The sequence below is a fragment of the Devosia sp. SL43 genome (assembly GCF_021729885.1).
GTDB lineage: Bacteria > Pseudomonadota > Alphaproteobacteria > Rhizobiales > Devosiaceae > Devosia.
Window position 1 is genome coordinate 775,340 of the sequence record NZ_CP063401.1, and the last position, 22,796, is coordinate 798,135.

Annotated in this window: 21 protein-coding genes; 11 read left to right on the forward strand and 10 right to left on the reverse strand. The window is 62.9% G+C overall.

The genetic code is table 11. The annotated features are described in order from the left end of the window. Window positions 1–79: 79 nt before the first annotated feature. The 8 genes from IM737_RS03855 to IM737_RS03890 all read left to right on the forward strand — a co-directional run bounded on the left by IM737_RS03855 (window position 80) and on the right by IM737_RS03890 (window position 9,985). The gene (locus IM737_RS03855) at window positions 80–1,129 is read left to right on the forward strand and encodes a GlxA family transcriptional regulator (protein WP_236898464.1); all 1,050 of its coding nucleotides are present in this window, start codon (window positions 80–82) and stop codon (window positions 1,127–1,129) included. 149 nt (window positions 1,130–1,278) lie between these two features. Further along, window positions 1,279–2,532: a sarcosine oxidase subunit beta family protein gene (locus tag IM737_RS03860; RefSeq protein ID WP_236898466.1), complete on the forward strand. Its 1,254-nt coding sequence runs from the start codon at window positions 1,279–1,281 to the stop codon at window positions 2,530–2,532. Between the two features lie 10 nt (window positions 2,533–2,542). Next, on the forward strand, window positions 2,543–2,845 hold the full coding sequence (locus tag IM737_RS03865) for a sarcosine oxidase subunit delta (protein ID WP_236898468.1): 303 nt from the start codon (window positions 2,543–2,545) through the stop codon (window positions 2,843–2,845). After that, window positions 2,842–5,835 (forward strand): sarcosine oxidase subunit alpha, encoded by a 2,994-nt coding sequence (locus IM737_RS03870; RefSeq protein WP_236898469.1) that lies wholly within the window; start codon window positions 2,842–2,844, stop codon window positions 5,833–5,835. The genes IM737_RS03865 and IM737_RS03870 overlap by 4 nt, the downstream gene beginning before the upstream one ends. 11 nt (window positions 5,836–5,846) lie before the next feature. Continuing rightward, entirely contained in the window at window positions 5,847–6,404 is a 558-nt protein-coding gene (locus IM737_RS03875; protein WP_236898472.1) for a sarcosine oxidase subunit gamma, read from the forward strand. A 90-nt stretch (window positions 6,405–6,494) separates the two neighbouring features. Continuing rightward, the gene (gene fdhA / locus IM737_RS03880) at window positions 6,495–7,679 is read left to right on the forward strand and encodes a formaldehyde dehydrogenase, glutathione-independent (RefSeq protein WP_236898474.1); all 1,185 of its coding nucleotides are present in this window, start codon (window positions 6,495–6,497) and stop codon (window positions 7,677–7,679) included. A gap of 55 nt (window positions 7,680–7,734) precedes the next feature. Next, window positions 7,735–8,241 (forward strand): prolyl-tRNA synthetase associated domain-containing protein, encoded by a 507-nt coding sequence (locus IM737_RS03885; RefSeq protein WP_236898476.1) that lies wholly within the window; start codon window positions 7,735–7,737, stop codon window positions 8,239–8,241. 79 nt (window positions 8,242–8,320) lie between these two features. Next, on the forward strand, window positions 8,321–9,985 hold the full coding sequence (locus IM737_RS03890) for an electron transfer flavoprotein-ubiquinone oxidoreductase (RefSeq protein ID WP_236898478.1): 1,665 nt from the start codon (window positions 8,321–8,323) through the stop codon (window positions 9,983–9,985). A 19-nt stretch (window positions 9,986–10,004) separates the two neighbouring features. Here IM737_RS03890 and IM737_RS03895 read toward each other — a convergent pair whose 3' ends face one another. The 3 genes from IM737_RS03895 to IM737_RS03905 all read right to left on the reverse strand — a co-directional run bounded on the left by IM737_RS03895 (window position 10,005) and on the right by IM737_RS03905 (window position 11,975). Continuing rightward, window positions 10,005–10,889: a polysaccharide deacetylase family protein gene (locus tag IM737_RS03895; protein ID WP_236898480.1), complete on the reverse strand. Its 885-nt coding sequence runs from the start codon at window positions 10,887–10,889 to the stop codon at window positions 10,005–10,007. A gap of 80 nt (window positions 10,890–10,969) precedes the next feature. Next, window positions 10,970–11,434 (reverse strand): YaiI/YqxD family protein, encoded by a 465-nt coding sequence (locus tag IM737_RS03900; RefSeq protein WP_236898482.1) that lies wholly within the window; start codon window positions 11,432–11,434, stop codon window positions 10,970–10,972. Continuing rightward, window positions 11,427–11,975 carry an AAA family ATPase gene (locus IM737_RS03905; RefSeq protein ID WP_236898483.1) on the reverse strand — a complete coding sequence of 183 codons (549 nt, stop codon included), beginning with the start codon at window positions 11,973–11,975 and terminating at the stop codon, window positions 11,427–11,429. Before IM737_RS03905 ends, IM737_RS03900 begins: the two co-directional genes overlap by 8 nt. A gap of 221 nt (window positions 11,976–12,196) precedes the next feature. Between IM737_RS03905 and IM737_RS21050 the strand changes: the two genes are divergently transcribed. Further along, window positions 12,197–12,373, forward strand: coding sequence for a cupin domain-containing protein (locus tag IM737_RS21050; RefSeq protein ID WP_442874189.1), 177 nt, complete (start codon window positions 12,197–12,199; stop codon window positions 12,371–12,373). A gap of 40 nt (window positions 12,374–12,413) precedes the next feature. Here IM737_RS21050 and IM737_RS03915 read toward each other — a convergent pair whose 3' ends face one another. From IM737_RS03915 to xylF, 5 genes are all read right to left on the reverse strand, one after another. Continuing rightward, a complete protein-coding gene (locus IM737_RS03915) occupies window positions 12,414–13,541 on the reverse strand; it encodes an S-(hydroxymethyl)glutathione dehydrogenase/class III alcohol dehydrogenase (RefSeq protein ID WP_236898484.1) in 1,128 nt (375 codons plus the stop codon). Window positions 13,542–13,602: 61 nt separating this feature from the next. Then, entirely contained in the window at window positions 13,603–14,346 is a 744-nt protein-coding gene (locus IM737_RS03920) for a DUF1345 domain-containing protein (protein ID WP_236898485.1), read from the reverse strand. A 49-nt stretch (window positions 14,347–14,395) separates the two neighbouring features. After that, window positions 14,396–15,178 (reverse strand): ATP-binding cassette domain-containing protein, encoded by a 783-nt coding sequence (locus IM737_RS03925; protein ID WP_236898486.1) that lies wholly within the window; start codon window positions 15,176–15,178, stop codon window positions 14,396–14,398. A 12-nt stretch (window positions 15,179–15,190) separates the two neighbouring features. Then, window positions 15,191–16,510, reverse strand: a complete 1,320-nt coding sequence (locus tag IM737_RS03930) for a sugar ABC transporter permease (RefSeq protein WP_442874170.1) — start codon at window positions 16,508–16,510, stop codon at window positions 15,191–15,193. 115 nt (window positions 16,511–16,625) lie between these two features. Continuing rightward, a complete protein-coding gene (gene xylF, locus IM737_RS03935; protein WP_236898487.1) occupies window positions 16,626–17,669 on the reverse strand; it encodes a D-xylose ABC transporter substrate-binding protein in 1,044 nt (347 codons plus the stop codon). A gap of 227 nt (window positions 17,670–17,896) precedes the next feature. Here xylF and IM737_RS03940 point away from each other — a divergent pair, with 227 nt between their 5' ends. Continuing rightward, window positions 17,897–19,114: an ROK family transcriptional regulator gene (locus IM737_RS03940; protein WP_236898488.1), complete on the forward strand. Its 1,218-nt coding sequence runs from the start codon at window positions 17,897–17,899 to the stop codon at window positions 19,112–19,114. Here IM737_RS03940 and IM737_RS03945 read toward each other — a convergent pair. Together IM737_RS03945 and IM737_RS03950 are read right to left on the reverse strand one after the other, a co-directional pair. Further along, the gene (locus IM737_RS03945) at window positions 19,111–19,983 is read right to left on the reverse strand and encodes a WecB/TagA/CpsF family glycosyltransferase (RefSeq protein ID WP_236898490.1); all 873 of its coding nucleotides are present in this window, start codon (window positions 19,981–19,983) and stop codon (window positions 19,111–19,113) included. The two genes, IM737_RS03940 and IM737_RS03945, sit on opposite strands and share 4 nt — an antisense overlap. Window positions 19,984–20,157: 174 nt before the next feature. Continuing rightward, a complete protein-coding gene (locus IM737_RS03950) occupies window positions 20,158–20,922 on the reverse strand; it encodes an HpcH/HpaI aldolase family protein (protein ID WP_236898491.1) in 765 nt (254 codons plus the stop codon). A 397-nt stretch (window positions 20,923–21,319) separates the two neighbouring features. On the opposite strand from IM737_RS03950, the gene IM737_RS03955 reads away from it, so the two are divergent. After that, entirely contained in the window at window positions 21,320–22,747 is a 1,428-nt protein-coding gene (locus IM737_RS03955) for a mannose-1-phosphate guanylyltransferase/mannose-6-phosphate isomerase (RefSeq protein ID WP_236898492.1), read from the forward strand. Window positions 22,748–22,796 lie beyond the last annotated feature (49 nt).

Consider the following 22,796-nt stretch of genomic DNA (forward strand, 5'->3'; position numbering starts at 1 on the left):
CCGCTCTGCACAGAACGTTTGCGTCAAATCGGGATTAGCCATACGACATTGATCATGGGATTTTCGGCAAGAGGGCGCGATGGAAGCCAGGGGCGGCAGCAGGACAAATGCGTCATCACGGGCGTACAAGTCGCGCCCCGATGGACTGAGGCTTTCAGTCGGCTTCATCCTGGCCAAGCGCTTCACCCTCTGCGCCTTCGCCAACTTCGTTGATGTCCTGCGCCTCGCCGCCGACGAAGGCGACCGCAGCCGGCCGATCATGTGCGGCTGGACGGTGCTGTCAGACACGATGAATGCCGTTCCCTCCAGCAGCGGCATCACCGTCCAACCCAACGAACGCCTCGGCGATCCGACCAAGTTCGACTACATCGTCGTCATCGGGGGCGTCATGGACGACATGTCCGGCCTTGGCCCCGAATACACCGCCTACTTGGAAAGGGCAGCCGCGGCCGGCGTTCCGCTGGTCGGCGTCTGTACCGGCGGCTTCCTGCTGCACAAGGCAGGCCTGATGAACGGCTATCGCTGCTGCGTCAGCTGGTTCCACCATGCCGACTTTCTCGAGCAGTTCGACGGCCTCGACCCCGTCTCCGACCAGATCTTCATTGATGACGGTGACCGGCTGACCTGCTCTGGCGGCGCCAGCTCGGCCCATCTGGCCGCCTACCTGGTCGAGAAGCATGTTGGCCGCGCCCAAGCCAGCAAGAGCCTCCACATCATGATCATCGATGACGCGATGCGTCCCGAAAAGCCGCAGCCCGGCGTGTCGATGGACATCTCGACGCGCGACCCGATGGTGATGCGGGCGCTGCTGCTGATGCAGCAGAACATCGACAATCCACTGTCGGTCTCGGAGCTGGCGCGCCGCATGGGCCACAGCAAACGTCAGCTCGAGCGCCATTTCAGAACCGCTCTGGGCGCATCCCCGCAAGCAGCGTTCCTGCAGATCAGGTTGACCTTCGCCCGCCATCTGCTTGAAACCACCGACAAATCGGTAGCGGCGGTGGCGGTGGAATGCGGCTTCTGCGACTCATCCCATCTGAGCCGGATGTTCCGGCAACGCTTCGAATACACGCCGCACGAAATCCGCAAACGGGCGTCCATGGCCGGCAGCCTCGCTGAAGCGGCCTGACTGTCGCATTTGTTGGGTTGGCGAGGGCGCAGCCAAAGAGCGTTGCCGCAGGTTTTGGCGTTCTTGTGCGATCCGTTTGACGCAAACGTACTGTGCATCCGCGCACAATGTCGCAATGATACCTCAACGCTATTCGTTCGAGGTAGGCGATGACCCGCTTTTCGTTTCCGTCACTGCTCGGCAATGCCCTGACGGGTCACAAGAACTGGAAGCCGCAATGGCCCGACGCCCAGCCCAAGGCTGAATATGATGTCATCATCGTCGGCGCCGGTGGGCACGGCCTTGGCGCAGCCTACTACCTGGCCAAGGAACACGGCATCACCAACGTCGCCGTCATCGACAAGGGCTGGCTGGGCGGCGGCAATACCGGTCGCAACACCACCATCATCCGATCCAACTACCTCTATGACGAAAGCGCGATGCTCTATGAGCATTCGATGAAGCTGTGGGAGGGCCTGACCCAGGAGCTCAACTACAACGTCATGTTCTCGCAGCGCGGCGTGATGATGCTGGCGCACAACGTGCACGACGTGCAGAGCTTCAAGCGTCACGTGCATTCCAACCGCCTCAACGGCATCGACAACGAATGGATGACAGCTGAGCAGGCCAAGGAATTCTGCCCGCCGCTCGATATCTCGCCCAATGCCCGCTACCCAGTTATGGGAGCGGCTCTGCAGCGCCGCGGCGGCGTGGCCCGCCATGACGCCGTCGCATGGGGTTATGCGCGTGGGGCGGCTGCGCGTGGCGTCGACATCATCCAGAATTGCCCGGTTACCGCGATCCGTCGCGATGCGTCGGGCAAAGTCATCGGCGTCGAGACGGCTCGCGGCTTCATCAAGGCCAAGAAGGTCGCGGTGTCAGCCGCCGGCAATACCTCCGTGGTCATGGACTCAGCCGGCGTCCGCCTGCCGCTTGAAAGCTATCCGCTGCAGGCTCTGGTCTCCGAGCCGGTAAAGCCGATCTTCCCCTGCGTGGTCATGTCCAACACGGTGCACGCTTATATTTCGCAGTCCGACAAGGGCGAGCTGGTGATCGGTTCGGGCACGGACCAGTATGTGTCCTACAGCCAGCGCGGCGGCCTGCCGCTGATCGAGCATACCGTCGCAGCCATCTGCGAAATCTTCCCGATCTTCACGCGCATGCGCATGCTGCGCAAATGGGGCGGCATCGTCGACGTGACCCCCGATCGCTCGCCGATCCTCGGCAAGACTCCGGTCCCGGGTCTCTACGTCAATTGCGGCTGGGGCACGGGCGGCTTCAAGGCCACACCGGGTTCGGCAAACGTGTTCGCCCATACCATCGCGCGCGATGAACCGCACCCGATCAACGCACCATTCACGCTGGAGCGGTTCACCACCGGCCGGCTCATCGACGAAGCTGCCGCCGCAGCCGTCGCGCACTAGGAGGCGAACCATGCTTCTCATCCGCTGCCCCTACTGCAACGCCGAGCGCCCCGAACTCGAATTCACCTATGGCGGCCAGGCCCATATTGCCCGTCCGCAGGACCCGTCGACCTTCACCGACGAGCAATGGCGCGACCACTTGTTCATCAGGTCCAATCCGCGCGGTATTCATGCCGAACGCTGGCGCCATATCCATGGCTGCGGTCGCTTCTTCAACGCCGTCCGCGACACCGTCACCGACAAGTTCGTCGTGACCTACAAGGCCGGCCAGCCGCGCCCCGACCAGAGCGAAGCCGAAGGTACAAGCCCATGAGCCAGTTCCGTATTCCCGGCGCCGGGCGCGTCAACCACAGCAAGCCGGTGCAGTTCACCTTCAACGGCAAGACCATAGCGGGCTTCGAGGGCGACACCGTCGCGTCTGCCCTGCTCGCCAGCGGCCAGCATCTGGTCGGACGCTCGTTCAAGTATCACCGCCCGCGCGGCATCCTCTCCGCTGGCTCGGAAGAGCCCAACGCGCTGCTCGGCATCGATCACGGTCCGGCCCGCGTCGAGCCGAATACCCGCGCGACGGTGATCGAGGTATCGCAGGGCCTCAAGACCATCAGCCAGAACCATTGGCCATCGCTGGAGCGCGACGTCGGCGCCATCAACGACGTGCTCTACATGCTGTTCTCGGCCGGCTTCTACTACAAGACCTTCATGTGGCCGAAGTCGTTCTGGAACAAGGTCTACGAGCCGATCATCCGCAGCACGGCGGGCCTGGGCAAGTCGCCCGTCGAGCCCGATCCGGATACCTATTCCAGCCGCTTTGCCCATTGCGACGTGCTGGTCGTCGGCTCTGGCCCGGCGGGCCTCGCCGCCGCCCTCGCGGCCGGTCGCAGTGGCGCCAAGGTGATGCTTGCCGACGAGCAGGCCGAACTGGGCGGCTCGTTGCTGTCCGAAACCGATGCCGGCATCGACGGCAAGACCGGCTGGGCGTGGCTCAAGGCCAGCGTCGACGAACTGGCCGGCATGGCCAATGTCACCCTCCTGCCCCGCACCACCGCAATCGGCTATTACCACCAGAATTTCGTCGGCCTCTGCCAGCGCATCACAGATCACCTCGCTTCCGCGCCTGAGGGCACGCCGCGCGAGCGCATGTGGAAGGTCCGCGCTAAGCAGGTCGTGCTCGCCCAGGGTTCGATCGAAAAGCCGCTGGTGTTCGACGGCAACGATCGCCCCGGCGTCATGCTGGCCAGTGCCGCCCGCACCTATCTCAACCGCTATGGCGTCAAGGTTGGCAACAAACCGGTGGTCGTGACCTCCCATGACAGCGCCTGGCTGGCCGCCTTTGATCTGGCGCGTGCTGGCGTCAAGGTCGGCGCCATCATCGACATCCGCAAGGATGTTCCTGCGGAACTCAAGGCAACCGCGTCGTCCCTCGGCATCGAAGTGCTGACCGGCTGGACCGTCACCGGCACCAAGGGCCGGCTGCGTGTCTCCTCGGTGCGGGCCAAGCCCATCGACGGCAGTTCGAGCCAGGCGCGCGAGTTTGCCTGCGATGCCCTGCTGATGAGCGGTGGCTGGAACCCCAGCCTGCATCTGTTCTCCCACACGCAGGGCAAGCTCGAATGGCGCGAGGACGGTCAGGTCTTCCTGCCTTCCAAGCATGTCGAGCACAGCCGCTGCGCCGGCGCCGGCAATGGAGACTTCGGCCTAGCCAAGGCGCTGTCCGAAGGCACCGCAGCGGGTCTTGCCGCAGCAGCCGATGCCGGCTTCACCGGGACCGCGGCGACCTACGCCGTCACCGACGAAATCGCCCTCACCGGCACGTCCAGCCGCGAATTGCCGACCGACAAGAACACCTCCACCGCCAAGGCCTTCGTCGATTTCCAGAACGACGTGACCGCCAAGGATATCCGGCTGGCCGTGCGCGAAGGCTTCCGCTCCATCGAGCATGTCAAGCGCTACACCACCAACGGCATGGCGACCGACCAGGGCAAGACGTCCAATATCAACGGCCTCACCATTGCCGCCGATGCCGTGCAAAAGCCTGCCCCGCAGGTTGGTCTCACCACCTTCCGCCCACCCTATACGCCAACCACCTTCGGCGCCTTCGCCGGCTACAACCGTGGCCGCCTGTTCGACGTGACGCGCAAGACGTCCATCGATAGCTGGGCCGAAGAGCATGGTGCAGCGTTCGAGCCGGTCGCGCTCTGGCGCCGCGCCTGGTACTTCCCCAAGCAGGGCGAAGACATGCATGCCGCGGTCGCCCGCGAATGCAAGGCGACCCGCGACTCGCTTGGCATTTTCGACGCGTCCACCCTGGGCAAGATCGAGATCGTTGGCCCCGACGCCGCCGAATTTCTCAATCGCATGTACACCAACCCCTGGAGCAAGCTGCAGCCCGGTCGCACCCGCTATGGCGTGCTGCTCGGCGAAGACGGCTTCATCCGCGATGACGGTGTGATCGGTCGCCTGACGACGGACCGCTTCCACGTGACCACCACCACTGGCGGCGCGGCGCGCGTGCTCAACATGATGGAGGATTACCTCCAGACCGAGTTCCCTGAACTCAAGGTCTGGCTGACCTCCACCACCGAGCAGTGGTCGGTGATCGCCATCAACGGCCCCAATGCCCGCAACCTGCTGGCGCCGCTGATCGAAGGCATCGACCTCTCGGAAGAAGCCTTCCCGCATATGTCGATTGCCGAGGGCAAAATCGCCGGTGTACCGACCCGCCTGTTCCGCATGAGCTTTACCGGCGAGCGCGGCTACGAGGTCAACGTGCCGTCCCGCTACGGCCACGCCATTTGGGAAAAGCTCATTGAAGCCGGCCAGCAATACGGGATCACGCCCTACGGCACCGAGACGATGCACGTGTTGCGCGCGGAAAAGGGCTACATCATTGTCGGCCAGGACACCGACGGCACGCTGACGCCCGATGATGCCGGCCTTGGCTGGGCCATCGGCAAGGCCAAGCCAGATTTCGTCGGCAAGCGCTCGCTCAGCCGCCCCGACATGCTCAAGACCGATCGCAAGCAGCTCGTCGGCCTGCTGACCGAGGACCCAAAGACGGTACTGGAGGAAGGCGCGCAGATCGTGCTCGATCCCAACCAGTCAGTGCCCATGAAGATGGTCGGCCACGTTACCTCGTCCTACTGGAGCGTTGCCCTCAACCGGTCGATCGCCCTGGCGGTGGTCGAAGGCGGCAATGGTCGCATGGGTGAGACGGTACACATCCCGATGCCCTCAGGCACGCTACGCGCCAAGGTCACCGGCACGGTGTTCCTGGACCCTGAAAACAAGCGCTTGAGCGCGTAAGGAGCACCGAAATGATGCAAGAACATCATCCTCTGGTTGGTCGCCAACTGGCCGCCGGGACCGCTCCGGTTACCATCCGCCCGGTCGAAAACGTTGCGCGCTTCAACCTGCGCATTGACCCCGCCAACCTTGCCGCCGCCTCTGCCGTATGGGGCGCCGCCCTGCCCGCAACGATCGGTGGGCTGGTCGCGTCCGGCGGGCGCCTGGCCGCCTGCATCGGTCCGGACGAATGGTTCCTGATCGCACCCCCAGGCGAGCGGGACGCCATCGAAGCCGCCTTTGCCGGCCTCTATGCCACGACCATCCACAGCCTCGTCGATATCGGCCACCGCGAAGTCGGCATTGCCGTGGAAGGGCCCGCCGCTGCCGATGCACTGCAGTCGAGCATCGCGTTCGAGGTGGGTGCAATGGCCGTCGGCGAAGCTCGGCGCACGATTATCGACCGGGTGCAGATCATCCTCTTGCGCGAAGCCGAAGACCGCTTCCGTATCGAGGTCTGGCACTCTTTCTCCGATCACGTCTGGCACCTGCTGGCCGGCATCTGTCGCGAATACGAATTGGGCGTCTGACGCCCCAATGAAAACCAGCCTGGAGGAGGTTGGCTCACCGTCCGAGTCCAAAACGGACCGGACATCAACGATAATGACGAGGAGGCGCAGATGAGTAGCAATCGCGGCGTGGTCTATATCGGCCCCGGTAAAGTCGAAGTGCAGGATATCGAGGATGCCAAGCTGGCCGCGCCAGATGGACGCCGTATCGACCACGGCGTCATCCTCAAGGTAATCTCGACCAATATCTGTGGCTCCGACCAGCACATGGTGCGCGGCCGCACCACGGCGGCCCCGGGTCTTGTGCTGGGCCACGAAATCACTGGGCAGGTGATCGAAAAGGGCCGCGACGTCGAAATGCTCGAGGTGGGCGACATCGTCTCGGTTCCGTTCAACGTCGCCTGCGGCCGGTGCCGGTGCTGCAAGTCGCAGGACACCGGCGTCTGCCTCACGGTCAATCCGTCGCGCGCCGGCGGCGCCTACGGCTATGTCGACATGGGCGGCTGGATCGGCGGCCAGGCTCGCTATGTCACCGTGCCCTATGCCGACTTCAACCTGCTGAAATTCCCCGATCGCGATCGGGCCATGAGCAAGATTCGCGACCTCACCATGCTGTCCGACATTCTGCCGACCGGCTTCCACGGAGCGGTCAAGGCCGGCGTCGGTGTTGGCTCGACCGTATATGTGGCGGGTGCGGGCCCGGTGGGTCTGGCCGCTGCCGCCTCGGCACAGATCCTGGGCGCTGCCGTCGTCATGATCGGCGACTTCAACAAGGATCGCCTGGCCCACGCCAGCAAGATGGGTTTTGCGGCCATCGACCTGTCCAAGCATGATCGCCTGGGCGAGATGATCGCCGAAGTCACCGGGTCGGATGAAGTCGACGCCGCCATCGACGCGGTTGGCTTCGAGGCCCGCGGCCATTCGGGCGGCGAGCAGCCGGCCATCGTGCTGAACCAGATGATGGAAATTACCCGCCCTGCCGGCTCCATCGGCATTCCTGGCCTTTACGTCACGGCAGATCCGGGCGCCGTCGACAGCGTCGCCAAGCAAGGCAGCCTGTCGATCCGCTTCGGTCTGGGCTGGGCCAAGGCCCAGTCCTTCCACACCGGCCAGACCCCGGTCATCAAATACAATCGCCAGTTGATGCAGGCCATCCTGCATGACCGCCTGCCCATCGCCGACATCGTCAATGCCCGCATCATCTCGCTCGATGCCGCGGCGCAGGGTTACGAAACCTTCGACCAGGGCGCGGCCGTAAAGTTCGTTCTCGATCCACATGGCGAACTCGCCGCGTGACACAAATCGCTGCCCTGGCATTGACCGGGGCAGCTCCATACCACCACGGTGACCCATGACTGACGCACGTGCTGCCATCGATACCCTTTTCGCCGAGCTGGCGATCACGCCCATCTCGATCGAGCATCCGCCGGTTCACACAGTCGAGGAGGCACTGCCCTTCTGGAGCGCGCTTGAGGGCGTCCACACAAAGAACTTGCTGCTCAAAGGTGCCAAGGGCGGGCTCTGGCTGGTCTGCGTGCCGACCGATCGTCGTCTCGACCTCAAGTCCCTGGCGGCCCATGTCGGCGCCAAGAAATTCTCGTTTGCCAGCGGCGAAACGCTCTTGGAAGCGCTCGGCGTCGTGCAGGGCTCGGTGAGCCCCCTGGCGCTGATCAACGACAAGGCCAACGCCGTGCAACTGGTTCTGGCCAAGGACATGATGGCCAAACCACGCATTACGGTTCACCCGCTGACCAACACGGCCACGGTGTCGCTCACCAGCGACGAACTCCTGAGGGTTGTCGCGGCCACCGGCCACCGCGCCGACATCGTCGATTTCGATGCGATAGCGGCCGCCTGAGTTCCGTCGAATGCCGGGTTCGCTTTCGCCGCAGAACTTGGTAACAGCATGATGTCTGCCTGAGCGGAGAGAAGAGTGAATGGTTGAGCTGGCGGATCTGCCCGAACGCGAAAGCATGGAGTTCGACGTCGTCATCGTGGGAGCCGGCCCGGCCGGCCTCTCGGCGGCTATCCGCCTCAAACAGCTCAATCCGGACCTGTCGGTTGTCGTCCTGGAAAAGGGTGCCGAGGTTGGCGCCCATATCCTCTCCGGCGCGGTCGTGGACCCTGCAGGCATCGATAGCCTCTTGCCCGGCTGGCGCGACGAGGCCGACCATCCATTCACCGTACCAGTGACGGACGATCAGTTCCTGGTGCTGGGCAAAACCGGCGCGCTGCGCATTCCGAACTTCCTCATGCCGCCGCTGATGAGCAATCACGGCAACTACATCGTCTCGCTGGGCAATGTCTGCCGCTGGCTGGGCCAGAAGGCCGAGGCCTTGGGCGTCGACATCTATCCCGGTTTCGCCGCCGCCGAGGTGCTCTACAACGAGCAGGGCGCGGTAATCGGCGTGGCGACCGGCGACATGGGCATCGAGAAGAACGGTGAGCCTGGCTCCAATTACACACGCGGTATGGCGCTGCTGGGCAAGTACACGCTGATCGCGGAAGGCGTCCGTGGTTCGCTCGCCAAACAGCTGATCGGCCGCTTCAACCTCGACAAGGACCGCGAGCCGGCCAAGTTTGGCATCGGGCTCAAGGAGCTTTGGGAAGTCGCCCCCGAGAACCACAAGAAGGGCCTCGTGCAGCACTCTTTCGGCTGGCCGCTCGACATGAAGACCGGCGGCGGCTCATTCCTCTATCACCTCGACGACAACACCGTCGCGGTGGGCTTCGTGCTGCATCTCAACTACAAGAACCCCTACCTCGCCCCCTTCGAGGAATTCCAGCGCTTCAAGACGCATCCCTCGATCGCCAAGACGTTCAAGGGCGCAAAGCGCTTGTCCTACGGCGCTCGCGCGATAACTGAGGGCGGCTACCAGTCCGTGCCCAAGCTCTCCTTCCCCGGCGGCGCGCTGCTTGGCTGCTCGGCCGGCCTCGTCAACGTGCCGCGCATCAAGGGCAGCCACAATGCCGTCCATTCCGGGATGCTGGCAGCCGAGAAGGTCGCGGCCGCTCTCGCGGAGGGCCGCGCCAATGATGAAGTCGCCGACATCGAAGACAGCTGGCGCGACGGTCCGATCGGCAAGGATCTCCGGCAGGTTCGCAACGTCAAGCCGCTCTGGTCGCGCTTCGGCACGTTGCTGGGCGTTGGCCTTGGCGGGTTCGACATGTGGATGAACCAGCTGTTCGGCTTTTCGCTGTTCGGCACCCTCAAGCACGGCAAATCCGACGCGCAATCGCTGGAGCCCGCCGCCAAGCATAGCAAGATCGACTATCCCAAGCCCGATGGCGTGCTGACTTTCGACAGGCTGTCGTCCGTGTTCCTGTCCAACACCAATCACGACGAGAACCAGCCCGGCCACCTGCAACTGAAGGATCCCGCACTGCAGCGCAGTTCGGAACTGTCTGTGTTCGACGGTCCCTCCACCCGCTATTGCCCGGCTGGCGTCTACGAATGGACCGAACGGGACGGTGTAGCGACCTACGTGATCAACGCGCAGAACTGCGTCCACTGCAAGACTTGCGACATCAAGGATCCCAACCAGAATATCAACTGGGTACCGCCCCAAGGCGGCGAGGGCCCCGTCTACCAGAACATGTAGCCAGCGGGCCGTCAGATCCTTACAGCGTCCCGCGCAAATCCGGCAAATCGGCCGTGATCACGTCACGACCGAACACGCCACTGTCCTTGGGTACGAGACGCACGACCGTGTACCCGCGCTGCTCGAGTTCAGCCAAGAACATCGGCAACATTTCGACGGTCCGCTGGTGGATGTCATGGAAGAGGATGACGCCGCTGCCGCGAGCATCGAGGCGAGCCAGCGTGCGCTGGGCGACGGCCTCAGGCGTGTCCTTGTAGTAGTCCTTGCTGTCGATATCGACATCCAGGATCACGACGCTGCCCTGCATCAGGTTGGTGCGGAGGAACCCGGTCTGCGACAGATAGGGGAAGCGGAAGAAGGGCGATGGCGTCTGCCCTGCCCCCGACAGCGCCTGCGCCACCGCATGTTCGCCCCTGGCTATCTCGTCGAGCGCCCCCTGACGGTCCAGTGTGCCCAGATCCACATGATCGAACGTATGGCTGCCCACGGTGTGCCCGCTCAGCGCCACCTGCTGCGCCAGCCGCGGATGCGCCTGCGCCGCCGACCCCAGCATCAGAAACGTCGCCTTGACGCCGAAGTCGTCGAGTGTCGCGAGAATTTCGTTGGTCTTGCCCGGGCGCGGGCCGTCGTCGAAGGTCAGTACCACCTCGCCGGGACGCAGGATGATGTCGGCAGTAGAGCCCACGGCCAGGGTTCGTCCGCCGAGATGGGCCGACGAGAAAATGCGCTCGGGCATGGGCTGCTGGCTGATCGGCGCAGAAGCCGGAAGAATTGAGTTGGTAATGAACGGCGCGGTCGCCTGCACCGGCTGGCTCACGATGCTGTGCTGGCTGGGCGGCTTGGCGCAACCACCCAGGGCTGCGCCGACAATCACAAGCGAAACAAGAAAACGCGGAAGCGACACAGCTTGAACTCAGCGCACGATTACAACTGCGCCCAGTTTTTGCGATTATGGTTAATATTCCCCTCGCGAAAGCTTAAGAACTACTTACCCGCCAGCGACTTAGCCTTGCGGCCCAGTGTGTCGAGGGCACTCAGAAAGGCCGAGCGATCGGCCGGACGGAAGCCCGGATTGTAGCCCTTGATCTCGCCGGTCTCCCGCAGATGTTGCTTAAGATCACGCATCGCCAGCGCCATGCCGATGGAGGCCGGCGTGAACGGCTTGCCGGTGAAACCGAGCACATGACAGCCTCTGTCGATGGCGCGGCTGGCCAGGGGAATGTCGGCTGTCAGCACGATATCGTTGGCCTGCGCCTGCTCGACGATCCAGTCATCAGCCGCGTCGGCGCCCTGCGCTACAACAATGATCCGAACCATCGGATCACGCGAGGGGCGCACCCCGCCATTGCTGACAAACGTGACGACGAGACCCAGCCGCTCGGCAACGCGCATGGCCTCGTCCTTGACGGGGCATGCATCGGCATCGACGAAAATGGTTGGATCAGGCATGGGCGATGACGTCCTTCACGAAGGCCAGCCGCTCGGCGACGGGCAGTTTGGGCAGTTCGACGATGCGATAGCCGAGTTCGATATAGCCGTCACGCAGCGAAGCATAAACACGTTGGGCATGTTCCCAGCCCTCGACCCGTTCGCTGTCGGTTACAAATATTTCCCGCCATGGCGGCGCCATGAACACCAGCGGATTGTAGCGGTACATCTCTGCGGCCCGCCGGAAATGCTCGTTGTTCGCCACATCCCAGTCCCGGCAGTAGCATACCAGTTCGGGAATGCCACGATCGCACAGCGCCGGGGCGCCGCCGCCCAATGCGAGAAACGTCTGCACATCCCGATCCAACATTAGTTCGGCGAACAGCGCTCGGTTGCCGAAGTGATGCGCCGGGCCATCAATAACTGTCTGCGCCTGGATGATCGCCCGTGCCGCCTCCCTGCCAACACGCATACCGGCTGCGGCAGCAGCGTCCAACAGAGTTGTCTTGCCGGCACCCGGGCTGCCGCTGACGATGAAGAGATTGTCGAAATTATGCGTCATGGCTCGTCGTCCTCTTGCGTGAGCGGTCAATGGAGACAGGAATGCTGGGAAAGGTGATCGACAAAGCGAGCTGGGCTGATACCTCAGTGGGATCAGACAGCTGGCGCGGGGAGTTCGTGGGAGGCACTCATGGCGCGGGCATCAGCGTGATCTTCGTCCGCACCGAGAAAATCGGGGATTGACCACGTCTGCACAAACACCCCTACCCCGAAACCTTCATCATCCGCAACGGGCGCGCACGGTTCACGGTTGGCGACGAGACCGTCGAGGCGGTGGCAGGGCAAATCGTGGTCTGCCCCGCCAATGTACCGCACAAGTTCGAGAATCTGGGTCCGGAGCTATTGGAGCAGATCGATATTCACGAGGCACGTGCGTTCGAGACTGAGTGGCTAGAGTAATTGGCTCCTACTCACCTCTCCCTCCGGGGAGGTGAGTACGTCAGAAAACCACCACGCTTCGGATGCTTTCGCCCGAATGCATCATGTCGAAGCCCTTGTTGATGTCCTCCAGTCGCAGCGTGTGCGTGATCATCGGGTCGATCTCGATCTTGCCGTCGAGATACCAGTCGACGATCTTTGGCACATCGGTGCGGCCCTTGGCGCCGCCGAAGGCCGTGCCCATCCAGGTGCGACCGGTAACTAGTTGGAACGGCCGAGTGGAGATTTCCTTGCCCGCACCGGCCACGCCGATAACCACCGATTTGCCCCAGCCACGATGGCTGCATTCGAGCGCCTGGCGCATCACCGTGGTATTCCCTGTGCAATCAAAGGTGTAGTCGGCGCCGCCGATGAGATCGCCGCGCCGCTTGGTAAGGTTGACCAGGTATGGCACCACGTCACCCTCGATTTCCTTTGGATTGACGAAGTGGGTCATGCCGAAGCGCTCGCCCCAGGCTTTCTTGTCATTGTTGATGTCGACACCGATGATCATGTCGGCTCCGGCCAAGCGCAGGCCCTGGATGACATTGAGCCCGATGCCGCCGAGCCCGAAGACCACAGCGGTGGCGCCGATCTCGACCTTGGCAGTGTTGATAACCGCACCAATGCCTGTCGTGACGCCGCAGCCGACATAGCAAACCTTGTCGAAGGCCGCGGAGGCATCGATCTTGGCGACAGCGATCTCGGGCAGCACGGTGAAATTCGAGAAGGTCGAGCAGCCCATGTAGTGAAACACCGGCTTGCCTTCGAACGAAAAGCGCGAGGTGCCATCTGGCATCAGCCCCTGCCCCTGGGTGGCGCGGATGGCGGTGCAGAGATTGGTCTTGCCCGAGCGGCAGGAATAGCATTCGCGGCATTCGGGCGTGTAGAGCGGGATGACGTGATCGCCAACCTTGAGGCTGGTGACGCCGGGCCCGACATCGACCACGACGCCCGCGCCTTCATGACCGAGAATGGCTGGAAACAGGCCTTCCGGATCGGCACCCGACAGGGTGAAATCGTCGGTATGGCAGATGCCGGTGGCCTTAATCTCGATCAGTACCTCACCAGCCTTGGGACCATCGAGATCGACCTCGACGATTTCGAGCGGCTTGCCGGATTGGAAGGCAACGGCGGCGCGGGTTTTCATCGGGGATTCTCCTTGGCTTTGCTGGCCAAGGTTTGGCACGAAGCCAGACCAGCGACAACCGTCAGACGTTGCCGACAGCCACTGCCACGTTGACCGTCGCAGCGACGATCAACGTGTTGAAGAAATACGAGAATGTCGAGTGCAGCAGCACGATCTTTCGCATCTTGTTGGACGTTACCCGGATGTCTGAAACCGCAAATGCGACGCCGACCACGTAAGCGAAATAGAGGAAGGCGACGCCATCCGGACTGTCCCCCTCAGGGAAATCCAACCCGCCAACCGGCCCGCTGCCCTTGCCGGCGGGATTGGCCGATGGAGACTCGTAGTATTCGTAGGCGTAGTGCATCGCCGCAAGGGTATGGATGACAAACCAGCCCAGCAGCACCGACGCCACGCTGAGGATGACCTCATAGAGCAGCGGTCCATCCTTGCCGTTAAGCGCCATGAACAGCGTCACGCAGGAGGTTCCGACAACCCCCAGGACCACCACAAAAATCAGCGGCGTCGGTGAATCTGTCGTATCGGCGCGCTGCCTCAGGAACTGCGGCGTCAAAAGCGGCAAGGTGATGGACATCAACCCGAGATAGACCAGGAACATAGCGATGGCGCCGAACGGCACTGCGAAGGCCGGTAGCACCAGCAGCGTGACGAGGAAAACGATCACGCCCACACCGATGCCGATATAGAGCGCTCCGTGGCGCGGCAGGTTGAGCGAGGTGAACTTGTGCCCCAGCCGGTGCCGACGAGTGTGCCGGTCCACCCCCGCTGTCGATTTCTTGATCGTCTGTTTGCGTTGCGTCGCCATTAATATCCCCCGCGCGCTCCATTGGCGCACGGCAAAGCACACAACGCAATCAGCCTGCAATGGCTCCCGGACCGGCAGTCGCACCTGATGGCACCTTGCCCAGAATGATCATGCCAAGCACTTCATCCTTGGTGACATCTTCGGTGCGCGCGCTGCCGACAACCTGACCATTCTTCATCACCACCACCCGGTCCGCCAGGTCGAAGACGTCGTGGATGTCGTGGCTGATGAGGAAGATGCCGATCCCATCCGACTTGAGCTGCTTGATCAGATCGCCGACCTGGGCCGTCTCCTGCGGCCCGAGCGCCGCCGTCGGTTCGTCCATGATCAGGATGCGGGCATTGAACAGGATGGCACGTGCGATGGCGACCGACTGGCGCTGGCCGCCAGACAGGGCTTTCACTGGTTCCTTGAAGCGACGGAAGTTCGGATTGAGCCGCCCCATCACCTCACGCGCCTTGGACTCCATCGCCGCATCGTCCAGCGTGCCGATCGGCGTGATGATTTCGCGACCGAGGAACAGATTGGCGGCGGCGTCGACATTGTCGGCGACAGCGAGCTGCTGGTAGATCGTTTCGATGCCATAGCCCTTGGCGTCGCGCGGATTGTTGATGTTCGCATCCTGCCCGTTGATGCGAATCTGCCCCGCATCGCGCTTGTAGGCGCCAGACAGTATCTTGATCAGCGTCGACTTGCCGGCGCCATTGTGTCCAAGCAGGCCCACGACTTCGCCCGGAAACAGGTCGATCGAAGCTCGGTCGACGGCGCGAATACCGCCAAAGGAGATCGAGATGTCGTTCATCTCGACGAGAGGCGTTCTGGTGTCCAGCATGACAAGGACTCCCTAGTGTTTGTTGCGGCGGTAGAGCGTGTCGAGCCACACCGCGAAAACGAGGACGATACCAACCACAATGGACTGGAGCGGACTGTCGAGCCCCATCAGCACCATGCCGGACTGCAGCGACTGCATCACCAGAGCCCCAAGCAACGCCCCGGCGATAGTGCCTACGCCGCCGGCCAACGACGTACCGCCGATCACCGCCGCAGCGATGACGTAGAGCTCGTCCAGGGTTCCGAGCGCGTTGGTGGCCGCGTTGAGGCGGGCCGACGAGATGGCTGCTGCAATGGCGCAGAGGCCGCCCATCAGCATGAAAATCTTGACCGTGACCCAGCGGGTATTGATGCCCGCCAGTTCCGCCGCCTCAGGGTTGCCGCCCATGGCGAACACATAGCGGCCAAAGCGGGTACGGGTGGCGACAAAGGTCATTGCGACGCCGACGCCCAGGGCAATGAGCACTGGAATGGCTATGCCATGGGCGATGAAGAGGCCGCCTTCGGGAACTGCGATGCCATTGGCCTCGGCATATTTCTCGGCGATGCGCACTGGCCAGGGGTAGGAATTGGCGACCCACACCGCGCCGATGGTGAGGCCGCAGCCGATGATGGCCAGCGATGCTTCCGCCCAGATGGGACGCAGCGGAAAACTGAAGCGCAGACGCTGGCGGCGACCGAAATAGAGGCCGACGAGGATGGCAGCGCAGGCGATAACGCCAACGACCCAGCTCCAGAGCGCCCCCACGGCGCCAGAGGGACCGCCGCCCATAAGCTGAAAGGTGGGATCCATTGGCGCGACAGTCCGGCCCATGGTGACCCACCAGGCGGCACCGCGCCAGACGAGATAGCCACCCAGCGTTACGATGAAGGCCGGCACGCGGAGGTAAGCAATGATCGTGCCTTGCAGGGCACCGATACCGACGCCGACAACAAGGCCCGCGAACAGCGACAGCACCCAGATCAGCGGATTGCCGAGCCCCAGGCCAAGCTGCGTCGGCAGTATATCCGTCTGCATCACGCCCATCACCATGCCGACTAGGCCCAGGATCGAGCCAACCGACAGATCGATATTGCGGGTGACGATGATCAGGACCATGCCCGTGACCATCACGGCGACAGAGGCCGTCTGCACCGACAGGTTCCACAAGTTGCGCGGCGTCAGGAACAGCCCACCTGAAAAAACATGAAAGCCGATCCAGATGATGGCCAGCGCGCCGACCATGCCGAGCAGGCGCGTATCGAGCTCAGTCGCGATCAGGAACCGTTGCAGCGGGTTCTGCGCATATTGGCTTGGATGGACGTTGGTCGGAATGGCGTGCTGATCTGCCACGTTTAGTTCTCCCCCACTGGGCTGCGCCGAATTCCGGCGGCGCGGTCCTGTCGCGACAGTGCCGCAGCGCGAACGCCGCGGCACTGTCTTGATGTCAGACTATTACGTCTGCGCCTCAGTTACACGCGGCGACCGAACCGGCGGCGACGCCGGCGCAGACCACGTCCTTGGTCACCCAACCGGCGTCGATGACGACGTTGAGGTTGTCCTTGGTGACAGCAACAGGCGCGATAAAGAATGCATTCATGGCAACGCCCTTCGGCCCGCCATTGAACGGCACCACGCCGGTAACGGCGTCGAGTGCGGTGCCGCCGGCCAGCTCGAGGGCCACTTCAGCGGCCTTCTTGCCCAGTTCGCGAGCGTCCTTCCAGACCGACACCGTCTGGGTGCCGAGCGCGATGCGGTTGAGGGCGGCATGGTCGCCGTCCTGACCGGAAACTGGCACCGAACCGGCCAGACCCTGTGCAGCCAGAGCGGCAATCGCGCCACCGGCAGTGCCGTCGTTCGACGCGACAACGGCGTCGACTTCGTTGTTATTGGCGGTCAGGAACTGTTCCATGTTCGCCTGGGCGACTTCCGGGTTCCAGTTGTCGGTATAGGCTTCACCGACATTCTTGATGGCGCCTGCATCGATACCGGCCTGCAGCACTTCCATCTGGCCGGCAAATAGGAAATCGGCGTTGGGATCGGCCGAGTTGCCCTTGATAAACACGAAGTTGCCTTCTGGCTGGACGGCAGCGACGCCGGCAGCCTGGAGACGACCCACTTCCTTGTTGTCGAACGTCAGGTAGAACGCATCCGGATTTTCGATCAGGCGGTCATAGCCAACCACCGGAATGCCTTCAGCGACGGCAGCGGCCACAGCTGGGCCGACAGCTTCGCTGTCCTGGGCCAGCACGATGATGGCGTCGGCACCTTGCGCAATCAGGCTTTCGATGTCCGTCAGCTGCTTGGACGCGGACGACTGGGCGTCTGCCGAGATATAGGTGGCGCCGGCTGCGTCGAGCACGGCCTTGATTGCCGCCTCGTCGGTCTTCCAGCGCTCTTCCTGGAAATTGTTCCAGCTGACGCCAACGGTAAAGGCGTCCTGCGCATGGGCGATACCGGCCGTGCCGGTGATGACAGTCGTGCAAAGCAAGACTGCTAGAAACTTGTTCATGTCTGTCCTCCCGTGTGGGCCAGTCCTCCTGCCCACGTATGTGCCGGTGGCTTTACCCCAGCGGGCACCCTCCACCGGCGCCCTGAGCATTATTTTCACTGCTCGAAAAAAGATGTGACATACGTACGGCAAATGAGTCAACTTCAATTTCGCGACCCGAAATAAATACCGATTGCGATATCGGGTGAGTGATGATGTGTTGCGTTTCGGAGTGAGGAGTAAACTGCTTGGCGCGGAACGTCAGCGATAGCGACAGCGTCCGGCGACAGAACCGGGGCCTGGTGCTTGGCGCCTTGCGCATGCAGGGCCCGCTCTCGCGCACGGCCCTGGCTGCCGCCACCGGCCTTAGCCACGCCAGCATCACCGCCATCACCCACGACCTCGTCGCCCAACGCATCATTGCGGAACTCGAAGCGGTCGAAAAGCCCGATGCACGCATGCGCGGGCGACCGGCCACCCTCGTTGGGTTCAATCGCGGAATCGGCGCGGCAGCCTTGTTCGAGATCGATGTGAACCGTTGCCGCCTGTCGCTGGTCGACTATGGCGGTGTGCTGGTCGACCGCATCGAAAATCCCATCACGCCCAACACCTTTGCCGATACACCACCCGCGGTTTTTCTCGCCGAACGACTACGGCATTTGCGGACGCGCAACGTGGCCGAGAGCGCAGGACTGCGCCGCGTCGCCATCTCCGTTCAGGGTATTCTCGACCGCGACGGCTTCGGCCTAAAATGGTCCCCCATCGCCCACCTGGCCGGCCGGCAATTCGGGCGCGAGCTGGCAGAGGCGTTCGACATTCCAGTGACCCTGCACAAGCGCGGCCGCTTGCTGGCGGAAGGCGCGCGCTGGCTGGACCCCACCCTGCGCGATGCCAGCGTGGCCACGGTTTTCGTTGGCTCGACCGTCGCCATGGGCATGACGTTTCGCGGGCAGATCATGGGGCGCGGCGACGAAGGCGCCACCGAATTCGGGCACATGAACCACGTGCCCAATGGCGCACTCTGCCGCTGCGGCATGCGCGGCTGCATCGAGGCATACGCCGCCGACTACGCCGTGCTGCGTACCGCCTATTCCGTGCCCGAAACGACCACCCCTGCCCCGGCCGTACCGGCCCATGAGTATGAGGGTCTGATTGCCCGAGCCGAGGCCGGCGAACGGAGCGCTACGCATGCCTTCAATCAGGCCGGACGCGCCATCGGCTACGGCCTAAGTCGGATGATGGCGGTGTTTGACCCATCCCACATCCTGATCGTTGGTCCTGGCGCCCGGGCCTTCGGCGCCATGCAGGTCGAAATCCGCGCCGCACTGGCCAGCGCCTTGGTCTGCCGCATCAACGGCATGCCCGAAATCGTCGCCCATCGCGACGAGAAGGAGCCTATCTTTCAGGGCTTGTTGATGAAGACACTCAACGACATCGACCAAGGCGATTTCGCCGGACTGGCCTAAGCGTCGATATCGCTGCCCAGTTGGCTGGCACTGGCGCCGCGTTTGCTGCGGGTCAGCATCAGCATCGCAGCGTGCGGGCTCGTGGTCAGGTAGCGAAGCATCAGGCGCCGAGGATCGCGGCCCATGCGGTAGACCCACTCGAGTCCGCTGTCCTGCATCCATTGCGGCGCCCGCTGAGCCGACGCAGAGAGAAAATTGAACAATCCCCCACAGGTCTTGATTAGCCCGACATTGGGCATGGCATGGGCGAATCGCATGTAGAATTCCTGCTCCCTCGGCACACCGAGGCCCAGCCACAGGATATCTGGCCGCAAGCGATCAATTTCGCGCACCAGCCGGATTGTCTGGGCGTGGTTGCTGTAGCCGTGATACTGGCCAACGATCCGCAGATGCGGGTAAGCCTGCCGAACGTTCTGCACAGCTCTGGCATTCTCAGCCACCGAACCGCCAAGAAAGTACATGCTGACCGGCCGCCAGCGGGCCGCCTCGGCGATGTCGTGGAACAGATCGGTTGTTGCCACCCGCTCAGGCAACGCCACGCCGGCAAGCCGCCCACTGGCCAGCACCATCGGCTGGCCGTCACAGCTGATCACGTCGGCAAACAGCATCGCCTCGTACAAACTGCGCTTGCGCGCCGCTTCGGACAACACCTGACCGTTGACGCTGGTGCCGATCCACGGTCGATCGCGCCGGCGGTACTCCGTCGCCAGGGCAATCAGCAACGCAGCGGTCTCAGGCCGATCCAGCCTTGCCGCTGGCAGCGCCCCGACCTCGATTGTCTCAAACCGCGGATAGTTGCGAGGCGGCAGCACCGAACGCGTTGGGCGGACCGTCTTGCGGGGGCGCGTGGGCGCTGTAACTCGCCTCATCTTGAGACCCCCGCACAGCAACGAACACACCCAAACACATCGCTCATCACTTCAAACACCCGACACCTGAACTACCCGACCGATGTAGCCGATTTGTCGTCGTACAAGAATGGAAGGCGTCTGTTTACGTTACCTCTGCTGGATAATACCTACGCAAATACAAATACATAGCATCTATCGGGTGACCTCGTTATGCAGCGCATCCACACCCTGCACCAGGAGACGGATATCGAGGCCACAGGCCACGAAGAGATAGCCCCAGTCGAGGTAGCGCCGCGCATCGGCGGCAGTCAGTGCCAGAATGCCCGGCGCCCTGCCCTGCGCCAGAATGGTCTTGACGGCGGCCTGGATTGCCGCCTGCACTTCCGGATGTCCCGGCTGACCGAGATATCCCATCGACGCGGCTAGGTCGGATGGCCCGATGAACACGCCATCGAGGTCCGGCGTCGCCGCTATGGCATCGAGTTGCGCCAAGGCCTCCGCAGTTTCGACCTGCACAAGGGTGCAGACATCGTCGCCGGCGCGGGTCAGATAACCCGTACGACGGCCATAGCCGCCCGCTCGTGTCGCTACCGCGACGCCGCGAACGCCATCAGGTGGGTAGCGCGTGCTGGCGACCGCCGCGGCCGCCTCTGCAGGGTTCTGCACGAACGGCAACAGCACGGTCTGAGCTCCCATATCAAGGACGCGCTTGACCATCACCATGTCGTTCCACGGTGGCCGTACTGCGGCATGCGCCTTGCCGCTGGCGCAAGCCTGCAGCAGCGGATAGAGCCCGGCTAGGTCGACGGGGGAATGCTCTGCATCGAACAATATCCAGTCGAAGGCCGACTGGCCTAGAATTTCTGCAACCATGGGACTGACCAGGCTGCTCCATATACCCAATTGAGATTTGCCCGCCTTGAGTGCGGCCTTGAAGGCGTTATGTGCCAGTTCCATCAAATCCTCCACTTGGCAAACCTTAGCAGCGTCGCCCTGGACCAGCGAGCGCCGATGTTAAACCGCTCTGGTGACGAAAGATTCACCTCTTGTCGAAGCATGGCCTTAAGCTGTTGCGGCTAGAGTACTCGTGTCGTCCAACAGGAATTCGACCAAATGCTCGCCGTATCGTCCGCCATAGTCCTGGTTCTTGTCCTGACCGTTCGGCACGACCTGCGTCGGCATCGCACGAAGATGGTTCGCTCCCGCATTCTCGGCGCCCGGCGCTAGCGCTCCTGCAAACGATAGCCGCAGCTTTTAGATCGCTGACCATCTTTAAGCAAATACTCGCGAATTTCTGTTGAACTCCCATGGCCGCAGCGCGTTTCGCTGCCGTCAAATTGTTGCGAGTTTCCCCATGTCCAAGCTGATCGTCCCCGTCATTCTCGCTGGCGGGCAAGGCACCCGGCTGTGGCCAATGTCGCGGGCTGCCCGCCCCAAGCAATTCCTTCCGCTCACCGGAGCGACAAGCCTGTTCCAGCAGACCTTGCAACGGGTCGCCGATCCCAGCGTCTATGCCCCTGCAATCGTCATCACCAACTCGGAATACCGCTTCATCGTTGCCGAACAAAGCATTGAAGCCGGTATCGCCGTAGCCGGCGTGCTGCTTGAGCCAATTGCTCGCAACACGGCCGTCGCCATCGCCGCTGCGGCTGCCTTTGCCAGCGACAAGTTTGGTCCCGACGCGATCCTCCACATATTGCCGTCCGACCACCAGGTGACGGTCGATGCAGGATATCGCAACGCCATAAGCGAAGCCGCCGCTTCTGCGGAGGCTGGTCGGCTTGTCACCTTCGGCATCATGCCCACCCACGCTGAAACCGGCTTCGGCTACGTCAAGGCCAATGCCACTGTCGGTGGAGGGGTCGTCCCGGTGGAGCGCTTTGTCGAAAAGCCCGACGTGGCACGCGCCGAGCAGATGCTGGCCGAAGGTGGCTACTTCTGGAACAGCGGCATGTTCATGATTGGCGCTGGCGCTTTCCTGCACGAATGCGCCGCCCTCGCGCCGGACACGCTGGCGGCCGCCCGCGCTTCGGTCGCCGCAGCCAAGGTCGACCTCGATTTCATCCGCCTCGACGAGGCGGCCTTTGCCACGGCCCCAAACATCTCGGTGGATTATGCCATCTTTGAAAAGACCGACGCCGCCTCGGTCGTGGCCGTCGACTTCGCCTGGTCCGACCTGGGCAGCTGGGATGCCGTATGGAAGAACGGCACCCACGATGATGCGCACAACGTGGTCCAGGGCCCGGTGACTCTCGACGGCGTCAGCCAGTCGCTGGTGGTCAGCGATCATGCCCATATCGTCGTCAGCGGCCTGGACGACGTCGCCGTCATCGCCACCAATGATGCTGTCTTCGTGGGGAGGCTCAGCCAGGCTCAGAGAATCGGCGCCGTGGTCAAGACATTGCGCGCCGACCCGGTCACCACTGGCCTTACCGAAATCCACAAAACGGCGTACCGCCCATGGGGTGGCTACTCATCGATCCTCGCCGGCGAGCGCTTTCAGGTCAAAAAACTGTTCGTCAAACCCGGCAAGAAGTTGAGCCTGCAAAAGCACCACCATCGAGCCGAGCACTGGGTCGTCGTCCGCGGCACCGCCGAGGTGACGGTCGATGGCACAGTCACGGTTCTCAGCGAGAACCAGTCCATCTACCTGCCGCTTGGCTGCGTCCACCGCCTGGCCAATCCCGGCAAGATCGAGCTGGAACTGATCGAGGTTCAGACCGGTTCCTATCTTGGCGAAGACGACATCATCCGCATTTCCGACGAATTCGGACGCGCATGAGGTCTTCGCGGCAGGCGTATTGCAGCGCCCGCCCTTCAATGCTAGATGG

Bases quoted from the DNA above. Each gene is read 5' to 3' on its own strand.
- IM737_RS03865 (WP_236898468.1), top strand. From the start codon at position 2,543: ATGCTTCTCATCCGCTGCCCCTACTGCAACGCCGAGCGCCCCGAACTC.
- IM737_RS03855 (WP_236898464.1), top strand. From the start codon at position 80: ATGGAAGCCAGGGGCGGCAGCAGGACAAATGCGTCATCACGGGCGTAC.
- IM737_RS03890 (WP_236898478.1), top strand. From the start codon at position 8,321: ATGGTTGAGCTGGCGGATCTGCCCGAACGCGAAAGCATGGAGTTCGAC.
- IM737_RS03950 (WP_236898491.1), bottom strand. From the start codon at position 20,922: ATGGAACTGGCACATAACGCCTTCAAGGCCGCACTCAAGGCGGGCAAA.
- fdhA (WP_236898474.1), top strand. From the start codon at position 6,495: ATGAGTAGCAATCGCGGCGTGGTCTATATCGGCCCCGGTAAAGTCGAA.
- IM737_RS03925 (WP_236898486.1), bottom strand. From the start codon at position 15,178: ATGCTGGACACCAGAACGCCTCTCGTCGAGATGAACGACATCTCGATC.
- IM737_RS03905 (WP_236898483.1), bottom strand. From the start codon at position 11,975: ATGACGCATAATTTCGACAATCTCTTCATCGTCAGCGGCAGCCCGGGT.
- IM737_RS03915 (WP_236898484.1), bottom strand. From the start codon at position 13,541: ATGAAAACCCGCGCCGCCGTTGCCTTCCAATCCGGCAAGCCGCTCGAA.
- IM737_RS03875 (WP_236898472.1), top strand. From the start codon at position 5,847: ATGATGCAAGAACATCATCCTCTGGTTGGTCGCCAACTGGCCGCCGGG.
- IM737_RS03885 (WP_236898476.1), top strand. From the start codon at position 7,735: ATGACTGACGCACGTGCTGCCATCGATACCCTTTTCGCCGAGCTGGCG.
- xylF (WP_236898487.1), bottom strand. From the start codon at position 17,669: ATGAACAAGTTTCTAGCAGTCTTGCTTTGCACGACTGTCATCACCGGC.
- IM737_RS03955 (WP_236898492.1), top strand. From the start codon at position 21,320: ATGTCCAAGCTGATCGTCCCCGTCATTCTCGCTGGCGGGCAAGGCACC.
- IM737_RS03870 (WP_236898469.1), top strand. From the start codon at position 2,842: ATGAGCCAGTTCCGTATTCCCGGCGCCGGGCGCGTCAACCACAGCAAG.
- IM737_RS03860 (WP_236898466.1), top strand. From the start codon at position 1,279: ATGACCCGCTTTTCGTTTCCGTCACTGCTCGGCAATGCCCTGACGGGT.
- IM737_RS03920 (WP_236898485.1), bottom strand. From the start codon at position 14,346: ATGGCGACGCAACGCAAACAGACGATCAAGAAATCGACAGCGGGGGTG.
- IM737_RS03945 (WP_236898490.1), bottom strand. From the start codon at position 19,983: ATGAGGCGAGTTACAGCGCCCACGCGCCCCCGCAAGACGGTCCGCCCA.
- IM737_RS03900 (WP_236898482.1), bottom strand. From the start codon at position 11,434: ATGCCTGATCCAACCATTTTCGTCGATGCCGATGCATGCCCCGTCAAG.